This window comes from Sorangium aterium, assembly GCF_028368935.1.
GTDB lineage: Bacteria > Myxococcota_A > Polyangia > Polyangiales > Polyangiaceae > Sorangium > Sorangium atrum.
The window spans coordinates 1,315,063-1,340,699 of sequence record NZ_JAQNDK010000003.1 but is presented as its reverse complement, the minus strand read 5'-3'; the positions used below and the strand labels follow the sequence as shown (position 1 = coordinate 1,340,699).

At 74.2% G+C, this 25,637-nt stretch carries 19 protein-coding genes; 13 read left to right on the top strand and 6 right to left on the bottom strand.

Annotated features, from left to right (window positions below):
- Positions 1-332: 332 nt before the first annotated feature.
- Complete coding sequence (locus tag POL72_RS29245) at positions 333-3,047, top strand: dynamin family protein (protein ID WP_272099266.1); 2,715 nt, start codon at positions 333-335, stop codon at positions 3,045-3,047.
- An 81-nt stretch (positions 3,048-3,128) separates the two neighbouring features.
- On the opposite strand, the gene POL72_RS29240 is transcribed toward POL72_RS29245, so the two are convergent.
- The 3 genes from POL72_RS29240 to POL72_RS29230 form a co-directional block, all read right to left on the bottom strand.
- Positions 3,129-4,685: a protein kinase domain-containing protein gene (locus tag POL72_RS29240; protein ID WP_272099264.1), complete on the bottom strand. Its 1,557-nt coding sequence runs from the start codon at positions 4,683-4,685 to the stop codon at positions 3,129-3,131.
- 53 nt (positions 4,686-4,738) lie between these two features.
- Positions 4,739-6,328: a 3,4-dehydroadipyl-CoA semialdehyde dehydrogenase gene (locus POL72_RS29235; RefSeq protein ID WP_272099263.1), complete on the bottom strand. Its 1,590-nt coding sequence runs from the start codon at positions 6,326-6,328 to the stop codon at positions 4,739-4,741.
- A 134-nt stretch (positions 6,329-6,462) separates the two neighbouring features.
- Positions 6,463-7,977: a TolC family protein gene (locus tag POL72_RS29230; protein WP_272099262.1), complete on the bottom strand. Its 1,515-nt coding sequence runs from the start codon at positions 7,975-7,977 to the stop codon at positions 6,463-6,465.
- A 270-nt stretch (positions 7,978-8,247) separates the two neighbouring features.
- Here POL72_RS29230 and POL72_RS29225 point away from each other — a divergent pair, with 270 nt between their 5' ends.
- Positions 8,248-9,186: a hypothetical protein gene (locus POL72_RS29225; RefSeq protein ID WP_272099260.1), complete on the top strand. Its 939-nt coding sequence runs from the start codon at positions 8,248-8,250 to the stop codon at positions 9,184-9,186.
- Positions 9,187-9,212: 26 nt separating this feature from the next.
- Here POL72_RS29225 and POL72_RS29220 read toward each other — a convergent pair whose 3' ends face one another.
- On the bottom strand, positions 9,213-10,691 hold the full coding sequence (locus POL72_RS29220; protein WP_272100030.1) for a hypothetical protein: 1,479 nt from the start codon (positions 10,689-10,691) through the stop codon (positions 9,213-9,215).
- A 149-nt stretch (positions 10,692-10,840) separates the two neighbouring features.
- Here POL72_RS29220 and POL72_RS29215 point away from each other — a divergent pair, with 149 nt between their 5' ends.
- The 8 genes from POL72_RS29215 (at position 10,841) to POL72_RS29180 (ending at position 18,965) form a co-directional block, all read left to right on the top strand.
- Positions 10,841-11,380 (top strand): hypothetical protein, encoded by a 540-nt coding sequence (locus POL72_RS29215; protein WP_272099258.1) that lies wholly within the window; start codon positions 10,841-10,843, stop codon positions 11,378-11,380.
- 39 nt (positions 11,381-11,419) lie between these two features.
- Positions 11,420-13,867: a DEAD/DEAH box helicase gene (locus POL72_RS29210; protein ID WP_272099256.1), complete on the top strand. Its 2,448-nt coding sequence runs from the start codon at positions 11,420-11,422 to the stop codon at positions 13,865-13,867.
- A 223-nt stretch (positions 13,868-14,090) separates the two neighbouring features.
- A complete protein-coding gene (locus POL72_RS29205; protein WP_272099254.1) occupies positions 14,091-14,780 on the top strand; it encodes a tetratricopeptide repeat protein in 690 nt (229 codons plus the stop codon).
- A gap of 593 nt (positions 14,781-15,373) precedes the next feature.
- Positions 15,374-16,723: an STAS domain-containing protein gene (locus POL72_RS29200; RefSeq protein WP_272099252.1), complete on the top strand. Its 1,350-nt coding sequence runs from the start codon at positions 15,374-15,376 to the stop codon at positions 16,721-16,723.
- A complete protein-coding gene (locus tag POL72_RS29195; RefSeq protein WP_012236242.1) occupies positions 16,723-17,142 on the top strand; it encodes an STAS domain-containing protein in 420 nt (139 codons plus the stop codon). Before POL72_RS29200 ends, POL72_RS29195 begins: the two co-directional genes overlap by 1 nt.
- Entirely contained in the window at positions 17,123-17,908 is a 786-nt protein-coding gene (locus POL72_RS29190; RefSeq protein ID WP_272099248.1) for an anti-sigma regulatory factor, read from the top strand. The genes POL72_RS29195 and POL72_RS29190 overlap by 20 nt, the downstream gene beginning before the upstream one ends.
- Positions 17,905-18,489 carry a SpoIIE family protein phosphatase gene (locus POL72_RS29185; RefSeq protein WP_272099246.1) on the top strand — a complete coding sequence of 195 codons (585 nt, stop codon included), beginning with the start codon at positions 17,905-17,907 and terminating at the stop codon, positions 18,487-18,489. Before POL72_RS29190 ends, POL72_RS29185 begins: the two co-directional genes overlap by 4 nt.
- The gene (locus POL72_RS29180) at positions 18,486-18,965 is read left to right on the top strand and encodes an ATP-binding protein (RefSeq protein ID WP_272099244.1); all 480 of its coding nucleotides are present in this window, start codon (positions 18,486-18,488) and stop codon (positions 18,963-18,965) included. The genes POL72_RS29185 and POL72_RS29180 overlap by 4 nt, the downstream gene beginning before the upstream one ends.
- 58 nt (positions 18,966-19,023) lie before the next feature.
- Here the strand turns inward: POL72_RS29180 and POL72_RS29175 are convergent, their stop codons facing one another.
- Positions 19,024-20,049, bottom strand: a complete 1,026-nt coding sequence (locus POL72_RS29175) for a tetratricopeptide repeat protein (protein WP_272099242.1) — start codon at positions 20,047-20,049, stop codon at positions 19,024-19,026.
- A gap of 306 nt (positions 20,050-20,355) precedes the next feature.
- Complete coding sequence (locus POL72_RS29170; protein WP_272099240.1) at positions 20,356-22,263, bottom strand: L,D-transpeptidase; 1,908 nt, start codon at positions 22,261-22,263, stop codon at positions 20,356-20,358.
- Positions 22,264-22,547: 284 nt separating this feature from the next.
- Here POL72_RS29170 and POL72_RS29165 point away from each other — a divergent pair, with 284 nt between their 5' ends.
- The 3 genes from POL72_RS29165 to POL72_RS29155 all read left to right on the top strand — a co-directional run bounded on the left by POL72_RS29165 (position 22,548) and on the right by POL72_RS29155 (position 25,628).
- Positions 22,548-23,912 (top strand): hypothetical protein, encoded by a 1,365-nt coding sequence (locus tag POL72_RS29165; RefSeq protein ID WP_272099239.1) that lies wholly within the window; start codon positions 22,548-22,550, stop codon positions 23,910-23,912.
- 142 nt (positions 23,913-24,054) lie between these two features.
- The gene (locus POL72_RS29160; RefSeq protein WP_272099237.1) at positions 24,055-25,326 is read left to right on the top strand and encodes a hypothetical protein; all 1,272 of its coding nucleotides are present in this window, start codon (positions 24,055-24,057) and stop codon (positions 25,324-25,326) included.
- A 53-nt stretch (positions 25,327-25,379) separates the two neighbouring features.
- Positions 25,380-25,628, top strand: coding sequence for a hypothetical protein (locus POL72_RS29155; protein ID WP_272099235.1), 249 nt, complete (start codon positions 25,380-25,382; stop codon positions 25,626-25,628).
- Positions 25,629-25,637 lie beyond the last annotated feature (9 nt).

Below are 25,637 nucleotides of genomic sequence, written 5' to 3'. Positions count from 1 at the left end.
GCCCAGACCTGGCGGTCTCCTCGTTTTCGAGGCGTGGTCCAGATCGAGGCCTGGCAAAACGCTCGTCGCCAGACGCTGAGCAGGGCCCAGACCTGGCGGTCCCCTCGTTTTCGAGGCCCCGCCCAGGTCGAGATCTGTCCGAGCGCTCGTCGCCAGACGGCTGACCTGGGCCGGACCTGGCGGTCCCCTCGTTTTCGAGGCCCCGCCCAGGTCGAGATCTCCAGCGAGGCTCCCCGGGGGAGCCGCCGGCCAGATCGGAGCCTGGCCGCCCGCCGCGCCGGCCTTCGTTTTTCCTTGGACGACCGCCCTCCCGGAAGGCTTTCATCCGGCCCATGGCGAGGCTCGTCGAGGCGCTGAACCGGTTCTTCGGGCGGGTCGAGATCCTCGCGCTCGGCCTCGAGAACGAGCGCAGCGCCGCCGAGGCCGCGCTCGCGAAGGGCATGCCTCTCGAGGCCCGCGAGCACGCCCGCACCATCCTGTCCGTGCTGCCCGACTCGGCCGTCGGGCTCGCGCTCTGGGCCGACGCCGCGGAGGACGCGTGGCTCGACCAGGAGGTCGTCGCCGCGCTCACGGATCTCGCGAAGCGCGTCCCCTGGCGCGCCGACGTGTGGCTCCGCCTCGGGCGCGCGGGGCAGCGCGTCGGCTGGGACGGCGCGCGCGACGCGATCGAGCGGGCCACGTCGGCGCCGGAGGAGCGCGACGCGGCGCGCCTCGCGCTGCTCGATCTCTCGGACCTCGACCTCGCCGCGGGCGACCCGGCCCGCGCGCAGCGCTGGCTCGACCGCATCCCGGCGCCGCTCACGACCGTGCCCGACCGCGACGTGGCCCTCCGCCGCGCGGAGTGCGCGCTCGCTTACGGCGATCTCGACGGCGCGCGCGCCGCCGCGGAGATCCTCGGCGAGCCCACCGCGATCGAGGGGCGCGCCGCCCTCGTGCTCGCCCGGCTCGCGCTGGCCGAGGCGAGCGCCGCGGCGGCCTCCTCCGCGGCGGGCTCCTCCGCGGCCCTGCCGCCCGCCGTGGTGGGGCGGGCGCTCGACCTCGGGCTGCGGGCGCTCGTGCTCGACGTCCCCGGCGCGGCGGAGCTCTGCGCCGCCCTGGTCGCCGCCTCCCGCGACGTGCTCGTCGTCGACCGCGTGCGCCGCGTCGTCCGCGCCGCCGGCGCGCTCGACGAGCCGACCTGGGCCGCCGCGTTCGCCTTCGCCGAGGGGCGGCGCGACGACGCGCGGCAGGCGCTCGCGCGCGGGCTCTCCGCGGGCGACAGCGCCGCCGCGGCGGCGCTGCTCCGCATGGCCGTCGAGACGCGCGACCTCGGCGCGCTCGACGCGCTCGTCGCGCGCGGCGAGGCCAAGGCCAAGGCCAAGGACGCCGGCGAGGAGCCGCGCGGCGCCGCCGCGCCCCCGCTCCCGCCCGACCTCGTCCGGCTCCGCGACGCCGCGGCGATGGCGTCCGCGGGGCAGGGGAGCGGCGCGCTCGACGCGCTCGACGCGGTGACCGGCGAGGGCGCGGCGTGGGCCGACGACATGCGCCGCGCGATCGCGCAGGCGTGGGTGCCCCCCGCGGACGGCCCCGCCGGGGCCCGCGCCGCCGCCGCGTGGAGCGACGTGCTGCGCGAGCTCGCGCGCACGGCCAAGCTCCTCGACCGGCTCGACCTGCTCGCGGCGATCGAGGCCCTCGCGGTGGAGCGGGAGCGGCCGCTCCGCGCGGCCGTGGTGGGCGAGTTCAACGCGGGCAAGAGCACGTTCCTGAACGCGCTGCTCGGCGAGGACGTGGCGCCGACCGGCGTCCTGCCGACGACCGCGACGCTCCACTGGGTCGCCTGGGCGCCCGATCCGTTCGCGCGCATCGTCGTGCGCGGCGGGCAGGACCGCGTCGTGCCGCACGCGGCGCTGAAGGACACGCTGCGCGCGCTCGCGGCGGCCGGGGACAAGGTCGCGCGGGTGTTCATCTACGCGCCCATCGAGCGGCTCAAGCGCGTCGAGATCCTCGACACGCCCGGCTTCAACGCGCCCGACCCCGATCACATCGCCGAGGCGCGGCGGGCGTTCGACGAGGCCCACGTCGCCATCTGGCTGCTCGACGCGCCCCAGGCGATGAAGGAGTCGGAGCGGCGGGTGCTCTCCGAGATCAGCGCGCTCGGCGTGCCCGTGCAGATCCTCGCGAACAAGGCCGACCGGCTCAAGCCCGACGCCCTGGAGACGGTGCTCGCGCACGTGCGCGACAGCCTCGCGGCGAGCTCCATCGCCTCGCTGACGCCGCCGATCGCGTTCTCTGCGCGGCTCTCGCTGAAGGGGCGCCTCGGCGACGAGGCGGCGCTCGCCGCGTCGGGGTGGGCCGAGGTCGAGGCGCTCTTCGCCGAGCAGATCGTCGACGCGAGCGACGCGCTCCGCGAGCGCGCGCTCCGCCGCAAGGCGGGCCGCATCGCGGCCGAGCTCGCCCAGACGGCGTCGGCCCGCGCGGCCGAGGATCGCGAGGCCGGGCGGAGGGCGCGCGCCGAGGCCGACCGGCTCCGCGCGAGCGCGGCGTACCTGCGCCGCGAGCGGCGCGCGCTCGCCGCGGCGATCGACAAGGCGCTCGAGCCGGCGCGCCGGGAGCTCGCGTCCGACCTGCGCCCGATCGCGGCGCTGCCCGAGGAGCGCAAGCGCACGGACGCGAGCGTCCGCGCCTACGTGCAGGAGCGGCTCGTAGCGCGGCTGAGCTGGCCGCTCTCCGCCGAGATCGCGAGGGCGGCGCGGGCCGGCGCGGAGCCGGCGGCGCGCGGCGCGCGGGGCGCGAGCGGCGCCGACGAAGGGGGCGCCGCGCCGTCGCCGCGGGCGGCGGCCCACGTGCGCGCCGTCCTGATGGGCATGGTGGCGGTGCACGACGCGCCCGACGAGCTCGCGGCGCGCCCGATCGAGGGCGTCGTCGAGGCCGCGATCGACGCGTTCGCGATGGCGCTGTCGGCCGAGGCGGAGGCGCCGGTCCCGCCGCCCGCGTCCGCGGCGGTCGAGCTGCGCGCGCAGGCGCTCCGGGCCGCCTTCGAGGCGCGCGTCACGACGGCCAGCGCCTGAGGCGCGAGGCGTCGGCGGCTCGGGAAGAACGGCCGCCTTCGAGGCGCCCGCCGTACCCGCCATCGCCGAGCGTGCGAGGCGTCAGCGGCTCAGGAAGAAGGCGAGCACCCCGAGCGCCAGCCCGATCACCAGCGCCAGCGGCACCACGAGCTTGACCATCCACAGGTCCGTCGGGCGCGCCGGCGGGCGGCGATCGCGCCGGATCGGCGCCGGCGCGATCTCGATGACGTTCTCCGCGGAGGACCGCGAGGGCGGCCGCGGCTGCGCGGCGGCGGCGGTCGCGCCGGCGCCTCGCGGCGCGTCCGGCCGGGGGGACGGCGCGCGGGCGCCCGCGGCGGGGAAGATCGGCCCGAAGTCCTTGCGATCGTGGATCACGACGTCGCTCGCCGGCGGATCGCTCGTCGGCGCGACGAGCCGCCGCACCGCCGGGAGCGTGCGCGAGAAGTCGTCCGACGTCGGTCCGGCCGGCGCTTCGCGCGGGAGGGCGAGGCCAGGGAGCGTCGCGGCGAGCGACAGGATCGCGCTCGACGGCGGCCCTTCCGTCAGCGGCGCCTCGCGGAACACGGACTTCGCCAGCGCCTCGCCCCGCTGCGCCGGCGGCGGCATGTCGCCCTCGCGCATCGGCGGCGCGGCCGTCATGGAGCTCCGGAGCGACGGCGGCATCGCCACCTCGAGGGTCGGAGCGTCCTCGGGCGCGCTCGTCCGGGCGGCCGGGAGCAGCGCGTCGGACAGGTGGGGGAGGAGCCGATCGAGCTCGTCGCGCAGCTCGGCCGCGCTCTGCTGGCGCTGGTTCGGCCACTTCGCGAGCGCGGTGAGGATGATCGCCTCGAGGGCAGGGTGGATCTGCGGCAGGAACTGGCTCGGCGCGGGCGGCGGCTTCCGGAGGTGATCCATCGCCACCTCCCACGCGACGGCCGTCGGCGGGAAGGGGAGCCGGCCCGTGACGAGCAGGAACAGGAGCACCCCGCATGCGTACACGTCGCTGCGCCCGTCGATGACGTCGCCGCGGCACTGCTCCGGGGACATGTACGCGGGCGTGCCGACGACCACGCCGACCGTGGTGACCGAGCCCCAGACGCTGATGGGCGCGCTGTTCGGCCCGTCGTCGCCGGACCGGCCGTTCCTCTCGACCATCTTCGCGATCCCGAAGTCGAGCACCTTCACGCGCTCGACCGACGGATCCGCCGGATCCCGCACGACCATCACGTTCTCGGGCTTGAGATCGCGGTGCACGATGCCGCGCGCGTGGGCCGCGGCGAGGGCGTCGGTGATGCCGATCAGGAACCGCGCGGCGCGGGCCTCGGAGAAGCGGCGCTCGGCGAGCAGGACCTCGAACAGGTCCTGCCCGGCGACGAGCTCCATCACGATGTACGGCAGGTGCCCTTCGACGCCGGAGTCGAGGATCTGCACGGTGTTCGGGTGGTGGAGGCGCGACGCCGCCTTCGCCTCCCGGTAGAAGCGGGTGACGAACGTCTCGTCGCCGAGCAGCTGCGGGTGCATGATCTTGATGGCGACGTCGCGCGGCTCCGCGTCCTGCTCGCCGCGGTAGACCGCCGCCATCGCGCCCTCGCCGATGAACCCGGTGACGCGGAAGCGCCCTGCGATCGTCTTGCCGATGAGTTGCGGGCCGGCGCTCATGGGCGAGACTTCACCATAAAGTCCACGGAAAGAGCTACCCCGGCCTTCGCGATCTACGGCTTCGCCGGCGCGGGGCGCGGCTCGCCCTTCGCCCCGAGGATCGCCTCCAGGACCGGCCGCGACCCCTGCACGGCGGTGCGCTGCGAGTAGAAATGGAGCCCGCGCAGGCCGCCGAGCTCCTCGCCGCCGCCGGCGCGGCCCGGGCCGCCGTGGATCGTCTGCGGGAGGACGGTGCCCGGGCCGGGCGCCTGATCGGCGATCTTCTCGCTGCCGAGCAGGACGCGGCCGTGGTACGGCGCGACGCCGAGCAGCACCTCCGCCGCGAAGGCGCGGTCGTCGCTGTAGACGGAGCAGACGAGGCTCCCGCGGCCCCGGCGCAGCAGCGCCACGGCGTGCGCCGCGCCGCCGTCGTAAGGGAAGAGCGTGGCGACGGGGCCGAAGACCTCGTGCTCGTGCGCGGCGGGCGCGCCGTCGGGGCCGCTCGCGACGAGCAGCGTCGGCGGCACGAAGTACCCCTTGCCCGGGGGCACCCCGATCGCCTCGAAGGGCCCCGTGCCGCCGAGCGCCACCGCGGCATCCGCGGCCAGGCGCTCGATGCCCGCGCGCACGCCGCGGAGCTGATCGGCCGTGGTCAGCGGACCGACCGTGACGCCGTCCTGCGTGGGATCGCCGACCCGCGCGTCGCGGAGGCGGTCGACGAGATCGTCGCGCACGGCGTCGACGACGGCCGCGGGCGCGAAGATGCGGCGGATCGCCGTGCACTTCTGGCCGGCCTTCTGGGTGATGTCGCGCGCGACGTCACGCAGGAACATCGCGTAGGTCTCGGAGCCGGGGGCGGCGTCGGGGCCGAGGACGGCGCCGTTCAGGCTGTCGGCCTCGACGTTCACGCGGACGCCCTCCCGCGCGAGGCACGGCATGAGCCGGAGCGCGGCGCCGGTGGCGCTCGATCCGGTGAAGGCGAGGACGTCCTCGCCGCCGAGGTGCGCGAGGAGATCGCCCGGCGGGCCGGCGACGAAGGAGAGCGCGCCGCGCGGCAGCGGGGCGCGCTCGGTGAAGATCTTCATCAGCCGGAGCGCGACGAGCGCGGTGCTTGTCGCGGGCTTCGTGATGACGGGCATGCCCGCGAGGAGCGCGCAGGCGGCCTTCTCCGCGAGCCCCCACGCGGGGAAGTTGAAGGCGTTGATGTGCACCGCGACGCCGGGGCGCGGGACGAGGATGTGCTGGCCGAAGAAGCGCGGCGAGCGCCCGAGCTGCACGCCGTCGCCGTCCGTGAGCAGCCGCGCGTCGCCGAGCTGGGCGCCGAGGTCGGCATAGTAGGCGAGCGTGCCGATCGCGCCGTCGACGTCGAACTTGGCGTCGCCGCGCGTGTTGCCGCCGTTGCGGATGGCGACGTCGATGAGCGCGTCGCGCTCGGCGTGCGCGGCGCGCGACATGGCGCGGAGCAGCTCGCCGCGCTCCGCGAACGTGAGCGCGCGGAGCGCGGGGCCGCCCTCGGCGCGCGCGAACACCGCCGCGGCCGCGAGGTCGAGGCCGTCCGTGCTCGTCTCGGCGAGCGGCTCCTCGGTCGCGGGGTTGACGAGCACGTGCGGCGCGCCCTGGCCGGCGCGCCACTGACCTTGGACGTAGCTCTCGAGCCGCTCCATCGGGCGCGTAGCCTACTCGCGCGGTCGCTCGGCACAACCCCCGCGCCGGGTCGCGGCCGCGCTCGGCGTTGCTGTCGCGCTCGGTGCGCGTCGCGTCGCGGCCGCGCTCGGCGCGCGCACGTCCTGCGCGCACCTCATCTGCACGAGGCGGACGAGAGCAGCGCCGTGATCTTCGCCTTCACCACCTCGAACTCCTTCACCGCGAGATCGAGCTCGGCCTCGCGCTGCCTGCGGCCGGACTCGACAAGATCGAAGCTCGTCGCGGTGCCGGCCTCGAACGCGACCTGCGTGAGGCGCGCGGTCTCGCGCGCGAGGTCGCGCGACTGCTCGGCGACCGCGCGCGCCTGCTCGGCGACGGCGACGCCCCGGACCGCCTGCGTCGTCTCGAGCCCCGCGGTGCGCTCCACCGCCCCGAGGCGAACCCGCTGCTGCTCGACCACGGCCCGGTTGATCTCGAGATCGCCGTAGCGCGCCCCGCCGTCCCAGAGGGGGACGGTGAGCACGGCGCCGATGGACCACCCCCAGGACCGCGTGCGGTGTGTGGACTCGTCCCCGAGCGAGGTCTGAGCGCTCAGCGTGCTCGATAGATCGACGTTCGGGGCGAACGCGAGCTTCGCGTCGGTGAGGTTGCGCTCCGCGATCTCGAGCTCGGCCCGGGCGGCGCGGACGTCGGCGCGCTGATCCGAGCGCGCCTCGGCGCACTGCGACTGCACCTCCGCCGCGATCGCGTTCAGCGAGAAGCCCTGCGGGACGCCGACCTCGCCGCGCTCGCCCAGCACGGCCCCGAGCGCCTCCCGCGCCTTGCGCAGCGCCTCGTCGCCGGACACGAGCGTCGCGCGGGCGAGCGCGACGTCCTGCTCCGCGCGGACGACATCGAGCTTCGTGCCGGTGCCGAGCCGCTCGCGCCGCCGGGTCAGCTCGAGCCGCTCGAGCGCGCTGCGCAGGCCGACCCGGTTGATCTCGCTGACCCGCTCGGCCGTGACGATCGAGACGACGGCGTCCGCCGCGGCGCCGACGGTGATGCGGCGTCGATCCTCCAGGCTCAGCCTGGCGACGTCCACCGAGCGCCTGGCGGTGCCGATGCCGTACCAGGCGCGCGGGGCGAGGACGGGCTGACGGAGCGTGAGCGACGCCGTGAGGGTCGTCGGAGCAATCTCGATATCCTGGCGCGCGTCCGACGGATCCTCGGGGGGGGGCACGAAGTCCGACGGGAGACGCTCGGCGCTGCCGCCCGCCAGCTTGTGATTCACATCACCGCGCGCGTCGAGGCTCGGGAGCGCCGCCGCGAGCGCCCGCCGCGCGACCCCCTCGGCGCGGGCGACCTCCTGCACGGCGATGGCGAAGTCGACCGACCGCTGCTCGATCATCGCGCGCGCGTCGTTCCAGCTCGCCAGCGTGCGCGCCGCCGGGGGGACCGGCGCGAGCGCTGGGTCGTTCACCTCGATGCGCTGCGGCGTCGCCGCCGGGGGCGCCGCCGTCATCGGAGGCGCTGCCGGGGCCGCCGCCGGTGCCTGCTGGCCCGGTCGCGCCTGAGCCTGCTGGCCCGGTCGGCCCTGGGGAGGCGCCGGCTGCGCGAGGGCGACGCCTTGGCACAGGGCGAGGACGGCGAGGTGGCTGACAGCGACCATGCGGAGCCGGCGATGGAGCATGCGCGACTCGATGCGCCGGACAGGGCGCGACGACAAGCCCGAAGCGGGCAGGGGCGCGCTCCCGCTCTGTGCGCGTGTGCGAAACCGTGGGCGCGGCGAGCCCCCGCCGTGGGTCACGGTCGTGGCGACGAAACCCGGATGCGCCACTATTCTGGACCACCGATGCCAAGCCGGTTGCCCCCGATCGACATCTGCCTCGGCTGCGGGACGCGGCGGCGATGCGGCCCCGCGGACCCCTGCGCTCGTTGCGGCGAGCCGCCTCACCGCGCCGTGTGGCGGCGGTCCGAGCCGCGGGGCGCGTCGCCGAAGATCGAGCTGTTCCTGAGCGCGATCACGAGCGGGCTGCTGCTCGCGTACACGGCGCTCTACGGGTTGCTCCTCTCGGGCCTGGCCGGGGCCGCGGACGACTCCCTGCCGGCCGCGGGGCTGTTCGCGGCGAGCGTCCTGCTCGGCGCGAGGCTCGCGCGGTGGATCGTGCGGTCGCTGTTCGATCTCTGGGGCACGACGTGGGCTTACTGCTCGGCCGACGGCGCCCGCCGGGGGACCGTGCGCACGCTCCTCGGGTGGTACGGCGCCGGCGAGGGCGTGAGCCTGACGGGGTTCCACCCGACGAGCGCGGGATCGACGCTCTTCTGTTCCTCGGACGCGATCGAGGCGGGGCTGCCCGTCGTCGCCGCGAACCTCTCGCGCATCGCCGGGGCCAAGGGCGGCAACGCGTTCTCGCCGTTCGAGGTGCTGATGCTCAGCGTCTTCACGGGCCTCGTCGCGCGCGGCGAGGCGACCATCAGCAGGGCCACGGCGGTGCGCTGGCGGAAGGGCTGGCTCGGCGCCCCGCGGCGCGGCGTGCCCATGCCGATGTTCACGATCGAGCGCTGCGGCGATCGCGAGGAGGGCAGCGCGATCGAGCGCGAGATCCTCTCGGCGCTGCAGGCGAAGGCGGACGGCCTCGCGCTCCTCGCGGAGCCCACGCCGCCGGGGGGCTACCGCGACGCCGCGTGGCGGCCGCCGCCCGCGCGGCTCTGCATCGAGGAGGTGCTGTGCCCCCGCGCGCTCGCGCTGGCGGCGAGGGCGCTCCGGAAGGAGCCCCGCGGCGGCGCTCCGGTCGCGGTCGCCGCGGCGCTCGACGAGTTCGGCAAGCGCGACCCCGCCCGGATGAGCCACCTCCGCGTGCTGCTCGCGGAGCAGCACCGCCGCACGTTGTCAGCGTGATCGGCGCGTGAGCGGCGGCGCGGCGCTCAGTGCCAGACGCCGATGCCGGCGCTCACGCTGTCGTAGCGAGGCGCGAAATCCATGGACGCCTGCAGCGTCAAGGCGGTGTCGGGGACCAGGCCCCAGAAGGTCGTCGACAGCACGCGGACGTCCGCGCCGAACGTGAAGTGCTGCCGGCCGACACGCCCGCCCCCCAGGCGCCCGAAGCGGTTCGGCTCGTAGTAGCTGCCGAACCGCGTGTGCACGCGGCCCGGGATCGGCTCCGTCTCGATCCCGAACCGCGGCGAGAAGCTCACGTGCGCGCCCGAGGTGCCCACCGCCGACGGGCCGTGCTCGCTCCCGGGCTGCTTCTGCGCCAGGAAGCGCTCCAGGCTCACCCCGTTCGACACAGGGCCCGTGACGAGGAGCTCCGCCGTGATGAGCAGGTGCTCGCGCGGCCAGTTCCAGTAGCGGGCGCGCCGCTCCGCCTCGAGGACGGCCGGCCCCGCGGCGAGCTCGCGCTCGTCGGCGGCGCGCTCGCGCGCCCGTTCCATCGCGAAGACGCGCTCGCGCCGCGCGCGCTCCTCCGGGTCGTGGATGGCGCCGAGCTCGCGCTCCCTCCGCTCCTCCCGCGCGGCCTGCCTGCGCGCGACCGCCTCGCGGAGCTCCCGCTCCTGCACGTGCGGATCGATCCACGCCGGGTTGAGCGGGCGCGGTCCGACCTGCACGGCGAGCCCGACCTCGAGCTCCCAGGGGAGGACGACCTCGTTCGGCAGGATCAGCCCGCCGGCGCGGCGGACCTTCCCGTCCATCACCACGCCCTCGCCGAGCAAGCCGCCGCCGTTCACCGGGAAGCGGAACGTGGCGCCGAGGCGGTAGGAGGCCCAGTCGGGGCGCACGAGCACCCCGAGCTCCGGGGAGATGCCCGCGATGGTCAGGTCGGTCTGCTCGGCGCCGAGGTTGAGCGTCACCGCGCGCGCGCCGGCGCCCAGCACGAGCGCGTCGCCGAGGAGGCGGACGCCGCCGAGGAAATGGTACTTGCCGATCACGACCGTGGTCTCGGCGCCGGCCTCGTCCGTCAGGGAGTACCGCTGCAGCTCGGCGTTGACCCCGACGCCGAAGTCGCCCGCCTGGAGCTGGCCGCCGAGGGTCAGGTACACGAAATTCGAGTAATCGAGATCGATGTCGCCGCTGTTGTCGAAGTCGTTGTTCTCGAAGAGCTCGATGGGCAGCGAGATCGACGCGGCCACGTCCCACTCGAACCAGCGCATGCTGAACGGCTCGCGGAGCGCGGGCGCCGCGGCGTTGGCGACCATGCCGGCGATCCCCTCGGCGTAGCCGGCGTAAGCGCCGGCGATCCCGGTCACGCGCAGCGGCGCCAGGATGGGCCCCTGGAAGAGGTCGATGGTGTAGGCGTTGTCCTGGAGCGGCTGAGCCAGCGCGGCCCCGGGAGGGCCCAGGAGGAGGGCCAGCGCGGAGAGCGCCGCAGCGGATCGGCGGGCGATGATGCGGAGCGCCGCGGTCATGTCGGTCACCTCGCGCTGCTCCCGTCCAACAGCATCTCGTCGCGCCCGCGGCGAGGTGATAGCACTGGCCCGCAAGGAAGGGACCGCAGAAGCGGAGCCCGACCGGCGGCGGCCGCGCACCCCAGCCCGCCCGAGGAATCGCAGCTCTCATGCCCGCTCAAGCTCCCGCGCCCATCGCTCCCGCCCCGGCCGTGCCAGGGACCGAGGCGCGAGCGCGCCCTCCTGGAGCGCGGCGCCGCCCTGGCGGGCCTCGCGCCCGTGGCCGGCGCATCGCCCTGGTCGCGTACTACAGCTTCGCCGCGCTCATCATCACCTCGTGCACCCTCCAGCTGATCCGGCAGGTCTTCTTTCTGCCGGCCGCGCCGTCGCCCTACGCGAGCTGCGAGGAGGGCCTCCTGGCGCTCGTCCGGGCCGTCGAGCGCGCCAGGGAGGCCGCCCCCGGGACCGACGGGGAGGACGCCGCCCTCGCCCGGTTCAGGAGCACGCTCGCTCCGGCGTGGACTTACCGGGACGGGGTGGCCGCCTCGTGCCGGGGCTCTGAGGACAACGAGCGCGCTCTCGACGCCATCGAGCGGCTCCGCTATGCGGAGGAGCACGCAGCGCGGCGCGAGGCAGGCGATCTGGCTCCGCTGCGGCGGCGGGTCCGGGCGATCGTCGATGGCCAGCTTGGGCCCGCGTCCCCGAGATAATACCCCGACGCGGCGATCACGCAGGACGATATGACCGACATGACCGTTCCTTCTCCCCCTGCCGCAGTGGCGGGTGAAGCGCAGACCGGCGACAAGCCCCAGCCGCCGCCTACCTTCGATGTGCTGCCCCTGTCGTCCGAGCTGCGCGAGACCCTCGCGGAGATTGGCTACGTCCACCCGACGCCGGTGCAGCTCGCCGTCTGGGAGCCGGTGACGCGCGGGCGCGACGCCGTCGTGCAGGCGCGCACCGGCACCGGCAAGACGGCGGCGTTCGGGCTCCCGATCGTCGATCACGCCGTGAAGCGCTCGCTCGCTCAGGCGCAGGTGCTCGCGCTGTGCCCGACGCGGGAGCTCGCGCTCCAGGTCTCGGCGGAGGTCGAGCGCCTCGGCAAGCGCAAGGGCATCAAGGTGGTCGCCGTGTACGGCGGCGCGCCGATGCAGCGGCAGATCGACGCGCTCGCCGCGGGCGCGCAGGTCATCGTCGGCACGCCGGGCCGCGTGCTCGACCACCTGCGCCGCGGGACCATCGTCGCCAAGCACATCCGGCTGCTCGTGCTCGACGAGTGCGACGAGATGCTCTCGATGGGCTTCGAGCGCGAGCTCACCGCGATCCTCGCCGAGCTGCCGCCGGAGCGGCAGACGCTCCTGTTCTCGGCGACGCTCCCGCCCGACATCGAGCGCATCGCGCGCAGCAAGCTGCGGTCGCCCGAGTTCATCACCCTCTCGGGCGACGCCGTCGGCGCGCTCCAGATCCAGCACTACGTCTACCTGATCACGGGCGACAAGCTGACCTCCCTCGTCCGCATCATCGAGGTCGAGAACCCCGAGAACGCGGTCGTCTTCTGCAACACCAAGGACGAGACCGAGGCGGTCGCCGGGGCGCTGAAGCGCCAGGGCTACGACGCCGACTGGCTGAACGGCGATCTGCCGCAGTCCGATCGCGAGAAGGTGATGAGCGCGACGCGCGAGGGGCGCCTGCGCTTCCTCGTCGCCACCGACGTGGCCGCGCGCGGCATCGACATCTCGCACCTCACGCACGTCATCAACTACGACTTCCCGCAGGACGCCGAGGCGTACGTGCACCGCACCGGCCGCACCGGCCGCGCGGGCCGCACCGGCACGGCGATCGCGCTGATCACGCCGCAGGACGTCGGGCCGCTCTACATCCTCCGGCTGACGTACAAGATCCGCCCGCTCGAGAAGCAGCTCCCCACCGAGGGGGAGCTCAAGACGCGCGCCGAGGCCGATCTCGTGGCGATGCTCGCCGAGGCGTTCCTGTCGAAGGGCACGCACCGCGACGATCTCTCGCTCGCGCGCCGGCTGCTCACGCACGACCAGGCCGAGGCGATCGTGGCGGGCCTCCTGCGCGATCACCTCGGCGCGCGGCCGACGGCGCAAGAGGAGGCGAGCGCCGCGCGGCGCGCCCAGCAGCCGCAGCGCGCGGCGGCGCGCGACAGCGAGGGGCGCGGCACGGATCCGTCGACCAAGCCCGAGCCGGCGGCGCGCGGGCGGGCAGCGCGGGACGCGACCCCCCGCGCGGCCGACTCGGCCGAGCCGCGCTCGCCCGAGCCGCGCTCGCCCGAGACGGAGCGCAGCGAGCTCGCGCGCGAGGGCGACCGTGACCGGGGGCGGGAGCGCGATCGGCGATCGCTGCGCCTCCGCCGGGACGAGGGGCGGCGAGGCCCTCGCGGCGCGGACGCGCCCGGGGGGGAAGAGCCCCGCCGGCCCGAGGGGGCGCGGGCGCGCGACGACGGCCCCGTCTCGGTCGAGCCGCTCACGCGGCCGGAGCCGCTGATGCGGATCGAGCCGCCGCGAGGCGAGGGCGGGCCGGGCCGCGGCCCGGAGCGCCTGCGCGAACGGCCCGCCGCGACGCTGCTGTCGGCGCGCCGCGGCGCTGGCGCCGCTGGCGCGACCGGCGCCGCTGGCGCCGCTGGCGCCGCGCCGGGCAAGCCTCACGGCGGCGCGGCGGGACAGCCGTTCTCGCGTCACGCCGACTTCACCATGTGGCAGCCGCCCGAAGAGGAGGGCGACGACGAGCCGATCCTCGGCGAGCCTCCGTCTCCGGCGCCCGGCTCGCCGGTGTCGCGCGGCGGCGATCGAGAGCGCGCGAGCGGCGCCGTGCCGTCGGCCCCCGGCGAGGCCGCGGTCGAGATCGAGAGCGGCGAGGCCGGCGAAGCGCCGCGCGCCGAGCCCGCGCGCGACGAGGCGGACGGAGAGTTCGTCGAGGTCTTCATCAACCTCGGCCGCCGCGACGGCGCGCGCGCGGCGGATTTCCAGCGCGCGCTCATCGAGCGGGGCGGGATGGCCAAGGGGGACATCCGGCGCATCCGGGTGCGCGAGCGCAACGCGTTCGTCAGCGTCCCGAAGGCCGAGCTCGCGCGGGTCGTGGCCACGCTGAACGGCGCGACGATCGCGGGCAAGGAGGCGCGCGCGGAGCAGGCTCGTGAGCGCACGTCAAGCGCCGAAGAGGTGGCGGAGGACGCCTGAGCGCGGGTCGCGCGGATCGTCGCAAAAGCGTCGATCCGCCGCCACATGGCGGCGGAGCGGGCTCCACCCGGCGTTTCACGCGGTTCCGCGCCGTGCAAGACACCGCCCGCCGGCGCACGTCGATGGTACGTCGGTGAGGGCTTGCGTGCGACGTCGTCCAGGCGTCGCCTCTCGGCGCGCAACGCGCTAGCCAAGCTCGCCCACTGGTCGTATCACGGAAGGGATGGGGCGCAGTGGAGCGGAGGACATCGACCGGCTTCGACGGGACATCGATCGAGCGCTTGCTGACAAGCTCGACGCGGACAGGGTTCTCCCGCTGCTCGCGCGCCTGGCCCGCGCGACGTCGCCCGGGAGCGAGCCGTGGCTCTACGCGCACCGCCACCTCGCGGAGATGGGCGTGGAGCACGATCCGTGGCGCGCCGCGCTCTTCGCGCGCCGCGTGCTGCAGTTCCACGAGGAGGACGACGGCGCCTGGGCGGTGCTCGGCCTGGCGCAGTCGCTGCTCGGCAACTACCGCTACGCCGCGCGCGCCTACGAGCGCGCGCTGGCCATCGTGCCCGAGAACCCGTGGTACGCGCACAACCTGGGGCACCTCTACGACGTCGCGCTGAACCGCCCGCACGACGCCTTGCCGCTCCTTGCGCAGGCCACCGAGGCGCAGACAGGCGAGGCCGACATCGCCGCGAGCTACGCGCACGCGCTCGCCCGATGCGGCAAGCTGGTGCTCGCCAAGAAGATCTTGAAGCGCGCCATCCGTCACGGAGCGACCGCGGACCAGATGGCGCTGTGGCGCTGGCTCGACGCGGGCGCTCCGACCACGGGCGAGAGCGGCCCAGACCCTCAGCGCCCGGCCGACTCGAAGCGCAAGGCCAAGCGACGGCGCGCTCGCGAGCGTCAGAGCCTCGGCGATTGAGTTCGATCGTCCCGCGCGTGGCTCCGGTCACGCGAGCCGCGCTGGTGAACAGCCCGCGTCGCGTGGGGGGAACCTCACGTGAGCTCCGGCCCTCTCCATCCGCACATCCGAGGAGCGGAAGCAGAAGGTGCGCGCCGACCGAGCTCGGCTGCGCTGCGGCGCGGCATAGGCTGCTGCTGGCGTGGTCGATCGTGACGCGGGGCACGGGCGCAGTTGTGCGGACACGGGCTACCTCGGCTGGGCGACGGTGGATGCCGTCGCCACAAGCGACACGCATGGCCGACGCGAAGCTTGACGGTGGGTTGCCCGGTTGGCGATAAGCTGTGTTTCTCGACTGGTGCTGGACACGGTCCCCGCTTGGGACAGGGCACCCTGCGAGGAGAAGAAATGAGCGTCACGAGCGTGCAAAGGACGGACAGGACGGCGAAGAGCCACGCGCTCTCCGCGGCCGTCTCGTTTGGCCCGCGCGGCTCATCCTCCCGGCGCGCGCATGCGGAGCGATCCTGCAAGGGGATCCGCCGCGCCGCGCGCCGGAGGGACGCGCTGCCTAGCGCCACGCACGGCGCGCGCGGGCTTACGACGGGGAGTTCGCGATGAGCGAAGAAGCTCTGCGGCAAGAGATTGCGAGGCTCACGGAGCGCATCGCGACGCTCGAGCAGCAGATCGAGGGGCACGAGCGCGCGGCGAAGGAGCAGGCCGCGCAGCTCGACCGGGCGACGCGCGAGGCGCGCGAGCGCGGCGAGCAGCTGGCCCGATCGGACGAGGAGCTGCGGCGACAGGCTGGCATCTTCAAGCTCGTGCTCGACAGCATGGCGGACGGCGTCGCCGTCGTTGACGACAGGGGCGAGCTCCTGATGCGCAACCCGGCCGCGGAGCACATGCTCGGCCGCGCGCCGCTCGACCTCAGCTCGGGGGACGACGCGGGGCCCGGCGACGCCACGCTGTTCTTCCCCGATCGCGCGACCCCCTGGCCGATGTCCGAGCACCCGCTGTCGCGCGCGCTGCGCGGCGAGACGGTCGATCAGGTCGAGCTCTTCGCGAGGAAGTCCGCCGACCAGGACGGGCGGGTCGCCCGCCGCTCCAACGGCGTGGCGGGCGGCGCGATGCCGACCCTCGCGCCCACCGCGGGGCCGCAGGGGGACGACGTCGAGCCGCGGTCGGTCCGCGTGCCTTCGCTGTTCACCGAGCCGCGCATCGAGCACGGACCGGTGTCCGGCCTGTTCCTGACGGTCAGCGCCAGCCCGATGCGGGGCAAGGACGGGTCGATCTCCGGGGCCGTCGCCGTGTTCCGCGACGCGACCGAGAAGAAGCGCCTCATCGAGGATCTCGAGGCGAAGAACCGCGATCTCGTGGAGAGCGAGAGCGCCAAGGGCGAGCTCGTCGAGCGGCTCCGCTACGCGATCGACGAGATCTCGACGCCCATCCTCGAGCTGTGGGACGACGTCCTCGCGCTGCCGATCATCGGCGTCGTCGACTCGCGCAGGAGCGCCCAGATCATGGAGCGGCTGCTCGACGAGATCGTCCGCCGCCAGTCGCGCTACGTCATCATCGACGTGACGGGCGTCGAGGTGATCGACACGCGGACGGCCGACCATTTCATGAAGCTGATGAAGGCGGTCGAGCTGCTCGGCGCGCGGTGTCGGATCACCGGCGTCAGGCCCGCCGTCGCGCAGACGATGGTGGAGCTCGGCATCAACCTCGGCACCGTGCGCGCCGCGCGCAACCTCAAGCATGCGCTGCGCGAGAGCATGGCGCTCGCCGGCCAGAAGCCGACGCCCGCGTCCCTCATGGGGGCCCGCCGCGGCGCGGCCAAAGACAACGAGAAGCAGACAGGACAGCCGTTCACCCCTGGCGGCCCACGGGCCGCCTTCGATCCGTCGGGCAGCGGTGCAATGACCACGACACAGCTGCAGCTCAGCGCGAGGAAGGAGACGTCCACTTGATGCAAGCGGGTAGGGTCCCCATCGTGGGCCTCTTCGGGAACTTAATCGTCTCGGTGCAGGGCGGGCTCACCGACGGCCAGGTGGAGCAGCTGCGCGACGACGTGACCGGGTCGATCGAAGCGCGATCGCCCCGCGGCCTCATCGTCGACCTCTCCGGTGTCGAGATTCTCGATAGCTATCTCACCCGCGCCATCCGTGACATCGCGCTCACGGCCCGGCTGATGGGCGTCCGGACGGCGGTGTGCGGCTTGCGCCCCGCGGTCGCGATCGCGCTCGTGGAGATGGATCTCGAGATCCCTGGCGTGGTGACGGCGCTCAACCTGGAGCGCGCCGTCGAGATGCTCGCGCCGTCCGCGGAGGACGACATGATGCCGCCGGAGCTCACGAACGAGGTGTCGCATGAAGATCCCTCCTCGTGACGGACCGCCCTCCAGCGGCGGCGCCACGGGGCCGCCGTCGAGCCGGTCCAGCGGACCGGTGTCGACGCGCATGCCGGGTACGCCGCAGTCGGCGCGCGGCCCCGTGCCGTCGTCTCCGCAGATCGTCGGCCGCTCGATCACCGATCAGATCGAGACGGTGCTGGCGCAGTTCCTCTCGCCTGCGGTGAGGAAGAGCGTCATCGACTGCGGGATCCGGCAGGCGAAGGTCGATCCGATGGTCGCGCGCGAGGGTGATCTCCGGCGCCTCCTCGTCGAGGTGAAGCGCGGGGTGAAGCTGTTCGTCCGCGACCAGGCGCAGCTCGATCGGTGCATCTCCGAGCTCGGTGAGCTCGACCACGCCGCCCCTGCGCCGCGTGAGATCACCATCGATGTGCGCAACGAGGAGGACGTGCTGCGCGCGCGGTCAGCCGGCCGCGAGCTCTGCATCGAGCACCTCGTCAGCGACGTCCTGCAGACGAAGATCGTCACGGCGATCTCCGAGCTCGGGCGCAACATCGTCAGGTACGCGGGCAGCGGGCAGGTCGTCGTCCGCTCGCTCACCTCGCCGATGCGTGCGATCGAGATCGTCGCGCAGGACAACGGGCCCGGGATCACGAACCTGCCGGAGATCCTGAGCGGCAAGTACCGCTCGCGTCACGGTATGGGCGCGGGCCTCCGCGGTACGAAGGCGCTGATGGATGCGTTCGACGTCAAGACGGCGCCCGGCGCGGGGACGACCGTGACAGTCAGGAAGTACCTCGGATGACGGTCGCTATCGGGACCGCGTGCTGCGTCGCCGCCGGCGAGGAGATCGCCGGCGACGAGGTGGTGGTGGTCCGACAGTCCCCCTGGGTGCTGATCGGCCTCGCCGACGGGCTCGGTCACGGTCCCCACGCCGCGCAGGCCGCCTCCGCGTTCTGCCGGTATGTGGAGGATCACGCGTCGATGCCGATCGAGGATCTCTTGACCGGGGCAGGGGAGCAGCTCGCGTCGACGCGCGGGGCCGCGGCTGCGCTCCTGCGCATCGACGAGAGCGTGGGCGAGCTCGAGTTCTCGGGCGTCGGCAACATCGCGATGAAGGCGATCACGCGGACGGCCATGCCGAGCTTCTGCTCGGCGGGGATCCTCGGGCGGCGCGTGCGGCGGCTCCGCAGCTTTCGCTTCCCCATCTCGCCCGGCGACGTCGTCCTGCTCCACTCCGACGGGATCTCCAGCGGCTTCGATCTCAGCGCGTTCCGCGACCTCGATCCCGAGGAGATGGCCCGCCGGATCGTCGACGTCCACAAGAAGTCGTTCGACGACGCGACGTGCGTCGTCGCCGTGGTCCGCGACAGGGGCGCGGCGTGACGCAGAGGTCCCCGCCCGCGTTCAGCATCCCCGTCACGCGCGAGGAGGATCGCTTCGCCTGCGCGGCCGAGGGCGCGCATATCGCGCGCTGGGCAGGGCTCTCGGAGCGCGCCCAGCACGAGCTCGCGATCGCGATCGCCGAGCTCGTGTCGAACGCGGTGCGCCACGGCGGCGGGGGGAGCATCAGCATCCGCGCGATCCGTGATGACACGCAGACGGGCGGCGGCCGGTGGGGCGTCGAGGTGATCGTGCGCGACTCCGGCCCAGGCCTGGACCCGAAGCTGGCGCTGCTCGAGGAGGTGGGGCCGAAGAGCGATCGCGGCCCGTCCTCGTCGAGCTCTGCGCGGCTGACGCCGAGGATGCCCGGTCAGGGGCTCGGCGTCGGGCTCGGCGCCGTGCATCGGCTGATGAGCTCCGTCATCATCCGCTCGTCACCCGGCATCAGCACCGAGATCCTCGCCGTCAAGTGGAAGTAAGCGGCGCCCCGCGCGCCCACGCGGCGCGGCGGTCGTGGCGAGGAGCGCCCTCGCCCGCTCAGTTGAGCTCTTTCTCGGTCCGCTCGTTCTGCTCGGCTTCGAGGAACGTCGCGGTGATCTCGCGCTCGAGCGCCAGGTTGATCTCGCGCTCCAGCGCCTCGATGCTGCCCGCGAGGCGGGCGACGTTGAGGGCGTAGACGAAGACCCGCGCGCACGGGTGGACATCGGCGCTGCCGCGGAGGCCCCGCTCCCGCTCGTCGGCGTTGAGGCCGTCCAGGAGGACCAGCGCGCGGGGATCGACGCCCTCGGCCACGAGCTCCATCCCGGGCACGTCGGAGATGTAGAGCTCCGCCCCCTCGACGTAGCGCCGGAGCACGGGGTTGAGCGCGGCGACCGTCTTCTGCGCCAGCGTCACGAAGCCGTCGCGGCTCGGCGCCCAGGGGGGCATGCCGAGCTCGACGTCGAGCTCGCGGGAGCGCAGGAAGGCCTGCGTCGCGCCGCGGACGTCGCCCCGCTCGTCGCGGATGAGGCCGAGGTAGTAGTGGGCCTCGGCGTGCCGCGGATCCTTGAGCGCCGCCTCCTCGATGAGCGCGGCGGCCTTGTCAGCCTGGCCGATCTCGTAGAACGCGCGGCCGACGAGGAAGGTGTGGTTCGGGTTGTCGTAGGGGCCCTCGGGGATCTTCGCCGCGACCTGGGCCGCCTCGTCGAGATCGCCCTTGCCGAGGAGCGCGTCGAACTTCAGGAGGAGCGCGTCGATGATCTCCTCGTCGACCTCGGCCAGATCCAGCGCCTGGTCGCACATCTCGATCGCCTGATCGAAATCGCCGAGCGGATGGATGTACACCTCGGCGGCGTTGAGCATCGCCTCCAGGTAGGTGTCATCGAGGGCGATCGCCTGGCGGTACGCCTCGATGGCCTCCTCGCCCTCGCCCTCGAGGGCCGCGACGAAGCCGAGCAGGTTGTGAGCCTCCGGCGAGTTCGGATCTAGCTCGAGCGCCCGTCGGGCCGACGCCTCTGCTCCGCGCGTGTCCCCGCGCTGGACGAGATCCCACCCGCGGTCGAGGTGCGCCGAGAACTGGTCCATGGCGGCTCCACAAGTGTGCGAAGGGGAGCCCCGAGTCAAGAGGGAGCCCTGTCAAAGCGACCGTTCAAGCTGTTCCGAGCACGACCCGCCCGGATTTCCAGCGACCGGCGGAGGCAGGGCGGCGGGCGGGCAGGCCCGCTGGCGGGCCCAGGCGAGGCGCGGCGCGGCTCCGACGCGCGCTCGTCCTCATGCGTCGCGGCGAGCCCGGTCCGGCCGGTCCACGCGCGCCCCGCTCGAGGGGGAGCGCACCGTGTTGCTGCGTCCTCGTCCGCGTGGCCGATCGGCGCGCGCGGCCCGCTCACCCGCTCACTCGTGGATGGACACGAGCGTGCCGCGGTTCTCCGGCGTGGCCCAGACGCCGTGCCAGCCGCGCGGGAGCCTGGGCTCGCTCCAGAAGAACACCTTCTTCGCGTCGAGCGGCGAGAGGTTCACGCAGCCGTGGCTCATCTCCCGGCCGAAGTTTCCGTGCCAGAAGGCGCCGTGGAGGGCGTACGAGCCGTCGTAATACGCGACGAACGGCACGTCCTCGATGCTGTAGGGCAGATCGCCCGCGACCGTGCCGTCGCCGTCCATCGTGGTCGCGATGTGCTTCTCGCGGATGCGGAACACCCCCGTGTGCGTGGGGTGATCCTTCTTCTTGTCCTTCGAGCGCCTCCCCGGCGAGATGAGCGCCGCGAAGACGGGCTTGTCGCCCTCGACCGCGACCAGCGTCTTGCGCGACAGGTTCACGTCGATCCACTTCTCGCCCGGCGCGAGATCCGGCGGCGGGGCGCCGAGATCGGTGTACGTCCCGTCGGCGCCCTTCATCCACCAGCCCTCGGTGGTCTTCCGGTAGACCGTCGACCTGTGGGTGTGGGACTCGCCCGTGAGCCCGAACGCCGCGAAGCGCTCGAGCGAGCCGGCCACGGTGACGGACTTCTTCTCGGCGTCGAACTGGTACTTGCTCGCCGACTTCGCGAGGATGAAGCCGACCGACTTCGCGCCCTCGGGGAAGTCGATGCCCTGCGAGGCCGGCGGCTTGATGATGTACATGCGGTCGCTCGGCGCGACGAGGCCCGCGGTCGTCTTGTACCAGCTGCGGCCGTTCCAGCCGAAGGTCTTGTCGACCGCGACGAAGAAGCCCTTGACCATCCGCTTCGCGACCGTCGAGTCGGCGTCCTTGTCGAGATCGGCGAGCGTGACGTTGCGCGGCCTGCCCTTGTCGTCGACGTTCTCCCACCAGGGCTTCTCGGGCTCCTCCTCGACGGGCGCCGGCGCGATGCCGAGCGACGCGGCCTCGGCGACGGCCGCCGCCTTGTCCTCGACTGCAGCCGGATCCGCCGCGACCGCGGCCACCGGCGCGGGGTTCGCGGCGGCCTCGGCGCGAGCGGCGGCCGCAGCGGCGACCTCCTTCTCGGTCTCCTCGTAGAGCGCCTCGGCGCGCTGCTTCTCCTCTTCCTTCCGCTTGCGCTTCGCGGAATCGAGGTACGGCTCGTAGCGCATCATCTCGTCTTTCGACGGGACGGAGCGGTAGAGGGGCGTGCCGTGCGTCGTGTTGAAGGCGTACTTGTACGGGAGGACGTCGTCGAGGTTCGGCGGCGTGATGCCGAGGCGGACCTGCGGGTTCGACAGGTCCGTCGTGGCCGACCTCCCGCAGACGTAGCCGCCGTCGAGGAGGCGGTACCATCCCTTGGCGCAGCTACCGCCCTTGATGGGCTTCGGATCGACCGGCACCTTGCCGCCGAGCCGGATGTAGCCGAGCCGCTGCTTGGAGAACTCCATCGTCGGATAGACCGCCGCCTGCGGCACGATCGAGCCGAGCAGCGGCCCCGTGTACGGCTTGTCGGGCGCGGGGGGCTCCGGGGCCTCGGAAGGCGCGGCGGCCGGGGCCTCCCTGGGCGCCTCGGCGGACGCGGCGGCGCGCGCGGAGGACGTCGGCGCGGGGCGGGGGAGGGACGAGGTCCGCTCGGGCGGCGAGTTGCCTTCGGTGGAGGGGCCGGGAGGGGCCTCGCCCTGGCATCCGCTCGCCCACGCCGCGGTGCCGGCGAAGGCCGCCGCGGCGACGAACCCGAGCACGCTGGACACGAGCGAGGTGCGCACGACGCCGCCCCCGGCGCGTTCGGCGCCCGGCGCCGGTTGCGGGTTCCGCAGGTCGTCGGTGCGGACATTGCCGCTGCCGTGCGATCGAGCGGGGTCCTTCTGCCCGCGGGGGCGGGGCGCCTGAGAGCGGTTCATCGCATCCACAGCGTTGGGCGAGGACCGGCCTTCCCGATCCTCGCGGTCTGATGATCGACCCGTAGGGTCGGGTCGGCTCGGCGGTCTTAGTACCTGGTCACTCACGTGTCGATCCACTTCTCTGCGGAGCGCGCGCCCCTCGAGCTGGCGATGGCGGGCGCCGGGGCAGGCGGCATCGCATGACCATCGCCCGAGCGAACGACGTGCCACGGAGCCGCGACGCGCGGTGAGGGCGCGCTCCGGGGCTCGGATGCCGTTCGGACGGCTGCTGCTAGGGTACCGCCGTGGCGGAACGGACCCCGGGGCGTGGCTTGAACAACACGACGGAGGCCCAGCGCGTGGGCCGTGGCACCGCGGCGGTTCCGCTCGTTCGCGCCGCATCCAGGCGCGCGCTCGTCACCGCGGCCGTCGTCGCGGCGCTCCTGCACCTGCCCCTGCTCCCGACCCCGCTGTTCGCGTGGCTCGACGCGATGTTCGCGCTCCGGGGCGAGCTGGCCGACTACGACGCCGGCGAGACGATCGTGCCGATCGATCTGGATCTCCTCGCGGACGACCCCAGCGCGGTGGCGGCTGCGCCCTCCGCGAGCGGCGGTGAGGGGGCGCCTTCCGGGGCGGGCGCCGCCGCGCCCGCGACGCCGTCGCCCGCGACGCCGCCCACGGCGTCGGCGAGCGCCTCGCCGGAGGCGCCGGACGCGGGCGCGCCCGAACGGCCGCGCCGGAAGCCGCCGGGCGACGCAGGCCCGGACGCGTCTGGCGATGGGGGCACGGAGAGCGACGGCGATCACCCGAACCTGCGGACCCCGCTGAGCGCCGCGGGCGCGCCGGGCAAGCTCGCGTCGAAGGACCCGAACGTCCAGGTGCTCATCGCCGGCGACCGGCTCCGCAGCCACGAGCTCGGCGCGTGGTTCGGCCGCATCCTGACGACCATCCCCCAGTGGCAGTCCTTCTTCAGCGACACCGGTATCGACCCGATCCGGGACATCGACCACCTCCTCATCGCCGGGCCGCAGCTCCGCGACTCCAGCAAGGTCGTCGCCGTCATGGACTACCGGGCGCCCGAGGAGACCATGCGCGCGGCGGTCGACATCATCGTCCAGCGGTCGAACGGCTCGTGGATCGAAGACGCCCCCGTCCCCGCCGCCCGGGCCACCGCCGACCGCAGCAAGCGCATCTTCGCGATGGTGCCGGACCGGCGGCTGCTCGTGGTCCTTCCCGCTGCCGAAGAAGATCAGCTGTCCAAGTTGAAGTCCATGAAAGGGTTCAACAAATCTTCGGCTGCGGGCATCGTCATCTCGATGCTCACACCGGCGAACGCCTTCCGCGGGGTCCAGGCGGTCCCGCGCAGCCTCGCGTGGATGCGGCTCACGGTCACGCCGACCAAGGATGGGGGCGCGGACCTCGCCCTCACGGCGGGCGATGAATCTGCTGAAGATGCGCTGGTTCACGCGCAGGAGCTTACGAAGACCTTGAACGCGATCCGGACCATCGACCTGGGGATCACGAGGATCGATGTGGTGGATGAGATCGCCTTCAACACCGACGGGAAGGTCATCTGGTCGAAGCTCCACGTCACGAACCGGCAGCTCAAGCTGATCATGGGCTTCGTGGAGAAGGCGCTTCTGGAGCAGGGCGGCGCGCGGAAGCCGTAGCGCACGGGGCGAGAGCGGCTGCGCCGGGGCGAGAGCGGCCGCGCCGGGGCGAAGGCGGCCGTGCCGGGGCGGAGTGCCGCCCGGGCCGCGCGGAACACTAGCCAAAGCGGCGGCGTTCAGTTAATCCGACCAGCCCGCGCCGATGACGCCCGAACACTCTCCGTACGCCGTGCTCGATGAGCTTGCCGGACACCCCCGCGGCGACGACCTCGCGCGGGTCGTCCACACCGCGGCCTTTGCCGCCGCGGATGAGCGGCGGACGACCCTGGAGGGCGGCCTCGCCGAGCTCGTCGACCGGGCGGGACTGTCGGTCGCCGACGCGGAGACCCGGTTCGGCAACGTGGTCCGGGCGCTCGAGCGCGGCACGAGCGAGGGCGCGGGGAGCGCGACCCGGGTGCTCCTGGCCACGCTGCTCGCGCGCGGGGTCGCTCTCTCGCCGCCCGACGGGCCGGAGGCGGAGGGGCGCGTCGCCGAGGCGCTCGTCTGGCTGGCGACGTACACCTCCGTCGATGCGCTGACCGCGCTGGACGCCGCGCTGGGCGAGCGCGCCGCGGGCCTCTGGCGGTCGATCGCCGCGCTGGTGCGGCGCGCCGACCAGGGCGCGCTGCCCCAGCTGGGCCGGGCGGGCGCGATCATCGCCGCGGCGGCGCTGCGGGGGAGCACCTCGCCCGACGCGCGCGCCGAGGCCGCGGCGCTCGTGGACGACGTGCGCGATCCGATCGTGCGCTCGCTGCTGCGCGACGCGCTCTCGCCCGCCAGGCGGCCGAGCCGCGCGCCGAGCCCGAGCGGCGCCGCACAGGAGGGCGCCGCGGCCGCCGGGGACGAGAAGTGGGCGCCGGAGCGCGACGGCGGGGCGACGGCGCGGCTCGCGGGCGAGCTGTCTCCGCCGCCGCGCGGGCCGGTGGCGCTCGTGCTGCTGGCGGCGACGGGGATCCTGCTCGCGATGCACGTCCTCCGGCTCGCCGGGCGGTTCCTTCTGCGGTACCGCCGGCCCGCCGCGCTGGAGGTCGGCCCGAAGGGCGTAACCGTCCGGAGCCGGACAGAGCTGTTCGGCCGGACGCTGCGGGAGCGGGAGACGTACATCCCGGTCGAGGCGCTCCTCCGGGCGACGCGCGAGGTGCGGTACCCGCGGCTCGCCCTCTACGCAGGGCTCGTCGCGCTGGGGCTGGGGACGTACCTGGGCGTGTCGCTGCTCGTCGACGGCGCGCGCGCGGGCTCCCCGGAGCTGCTCGGCATGGGCGCGCTCGTCTTCGCCTTTGGCGCGGCGCTCGACTTCGGGCTGTCGCACCTGGAGACGGCGACGAGCGGCCGCTGCCGCGTGGTGCTCGTCCCGCGGAAGGGCCCGGGGGTCGCGCTCGCGGGGATCGAGCGCGACGCCGCGGACCTCGCGCTGGGCAAGCTGCCGCGCGCCTGAAACTTGGCCGGATCGCGCCGCCTTCGCTAGGCCGATCGGGCGAGGTGATGGCGATGCGCTCGAAGACCGAAGCGATGGCGGGGCTCAGGCGGATGCTGCACGACATGCTGACCGCGCAGGAGGGCGGGGAGAGCGCTCCCCGCCTGGCGCGGGTGAAGGGCTGCGTCGACGGCGCGATGCGCGCGCTGCTCGACAGCGGGCAGGCGACCCGGAAAGAGCTCCTCGATCTCGTGGCCGCGGAGCGCGCGCGCGTGAGCGGCCCGGCGACGGCGGAGATCGGCGCGGCGTCGCTGGTCGCCTGACGGCGCGTC